The 2355-nt window shown below is 40.3% G+C and carries 1 protein-coding gene; it reads left to right on the forward strand.

Features of this window, described 5'->3' with window-relative positions; translation table 11 throughout:
- The first annotated feature begins 101 nt into the window (after positions 1–101).
- A complete protein-coding gene (locus CDZ78_RS17330) occupies positions 102–1871 on the forward strand; it encodes a hypothetical protein (protein WP_087871110.1) in 1770 nt (589 codons plus the stop codon).
- The last annotated feature ends 484 nt before the right edge of the window (positions 1872–2355 follow it).

Genomic DNA, 2355 nt, shown 5'->3' on the forward strand with positions numbered 1-2355 from the left:
TTTAAATTTTTCAATAAATGTGGCAATCTTTTGAAACACACTTTGTTTCTTAGTTAAGTATTGTGGATTAAAGAGATTAAAGAGACTAAAGAGAATTAAATATGAATAAAAAAGCACTGATTTTCTTAATAATGTTAGTTACGTCCTCGAACGTGATGGCATTAAAAGGGGCAAATACTGAGATCCATAGTGATAAAACGCATCCTTCACTTGCGCAGTGGAATATATGTACCGTAACTATGATTGGCAATTTTGTAGGTTTAACAAAAGCTACTTGCGGGTCTTCACAGGGAGACACTCCCATTACTGTAGTGTCTGCTAAAACAGGTGCTAAAAAAACCGCATATTATACGCCCCATCCTAAATTTGATGCTGAAAATTGGAATCCTAAATATGATATAGCTGTCGTTATACTAAAGAGTGGTTTCGATACAACCTTATCCAACCTTGTGAAATTGCTCGAACCCTCAGAGGAAGAACAGTTTTTAAAGGACAGGAAGAGCAGGTTTGTATTACATAGTGCGGGTATAGATGAGGAAAGTGATGAGTGTAACACTCAGGGTTCAAACCAAGGCTCATCAACTAAAGCAGTTAGATTCGTAACAAGTGATGGCTGTCTAGTCAGCAAGATCTATTATGAATCTTTTGCGAGTATTGACTCTAAAAGTCCCTCAAGGTTATACCAAGATGGTGAGAATCAAGTACTCCCTAATTGGCAGATAAGAAAACTTTTCATAGATAAAGGAATGGCAATAGAAGACTTAGATGAACGTCTTTTCGTATTAGCACCCGCTGAGGCTATAATCAATCATCATAATGGTGATGTAGAATCCCCCGCTAATTTTTCTGATTCTGGAGCGGCGGCTATATTGCACACCGATCGCACAGAACGGGGCTTTGTTGGGTTTGTTCACTCTAAAAAATTGATTACACGTGTGACACCTCATTGGCCTTGGATTTTAGATGTAATAACAAAATCCTCAGCTGACTATCAAAAAATCCACCGTGCGGCTATTGATTCTCACAATAGAGAGCGCGCAAAAGATATTGAGTATGCTAATGACTGGGTATGGCTTTTTGGGATTCCGGGGCTAGTCGATCATTTCGGTGGTTATTCTTACAAGGATTACACCAGTCTCAGTCCTTATGACTATGATAAGAACCATATTGTGGGACAGTTACTTCACAACGGCGTGCCTCTAAAGGGTGTTAGTGATGACAAGCCTTATGAGATCGGACAAATCGGATACCGGAGTCTCCATGCTTACGGGACTCCTCAATATTTTAGAGTGATAGGTTTAAATGCAGACGGTTCCGTTGATGAAATTCCTAGCACAGCAAAAGACACTAAAAACTGGGATTACATAGGGACTAGATTCCCTAGGAAGATTCGAAACCCTATTAAAATGAATAAATGGGGGGATAATGGCCGTGTCGCAGTTAAAGGAGACCACTTTGTTTATTACAATCCTTACAAAAAACAAGTTGAGTATTTTATAGCAAAGAAATCGGGTCGTTATTGGTACTTCCCTATTGATCATAAAAGCAATCGCGATTGGGAATATATTGGTACAGATAGCCCGGATCTCCCTCACACTATTTATCCTAACAATAACGATAATATGACGGAGAAATCCTTGGCACCCCAATTTGAGGCCTTTTCGGACTTGATACTTAAGGTTGTTAATGGGAGGTGGGCGAGATATATAGATCTTCCTATCGATGGCATTAAAGAGGGTAGAGAGGTTAGAGTAGCTAGATATTCAACCTGGTGGACAGAAGTTCGGACAGGAGATGGTTCCGTTAGATTGCCGAGTGGCAAGGAAGTTACGTTTATCTTTAAAGATGGCGTATGGAAACTTAAAGGCTAGTTTTAAATGGTCATTAGGTATTGCGACAGAACCCGCATCGCTAACAAGGTATCACTATCATCAACCTCTAATCATAACTCTACTTGCTCAATATGAGCAGGAAAACACACATTAGGATAAATTAAATGACTAACGCTGAAAATCCTGGAAACGGAGCTTAAGCGAAGTGAAGATTTTTAGTCCGTGATAGCGATAGGGCCGGGTGTTTTCTCGAAGCGTCTTTTTGCGTAGATAAAATACAAGGCATTCCGACATCGCGTCAAGCCATTTGAGGTAACTAAATAAAAACCCCTCTAGGGTTTTTATAAGTGGACGCAGGGCGAATCAGGGCATCGCAGATTTTAATCAGTCCCGTTAAGCTTTTGCCGCGAACTTGGGCTTGGACGCCCAAAATGAGCTTTCGCAAAAGTAGGGACTCCCCGAAAATAAACCTCGATACACCAGCATTGTGTATTTCAGCTACTCAATAATTGGGAAACTTCAG

Origin of the sequence: Bathymodiolus platifrons methanotrophic gill symbiont (assembly GCF_002189065.1) — a bacterium.
GTDB lineage: Bacteria > Pseudomonadota > Gammaproteobacteria > Methylococcales > Methylomonadaceae > Methyloprofundus.

What these genes read in the sequence shown, in the direction of transcription:
- CDZ78_RS17330 (WP_087871110.1), top strand. Translation starts at nt 102, where the DNA reads ATGAATAAAAAAGCACTGATTTTCTTAATAATGTTAGTTACGTCCTCG.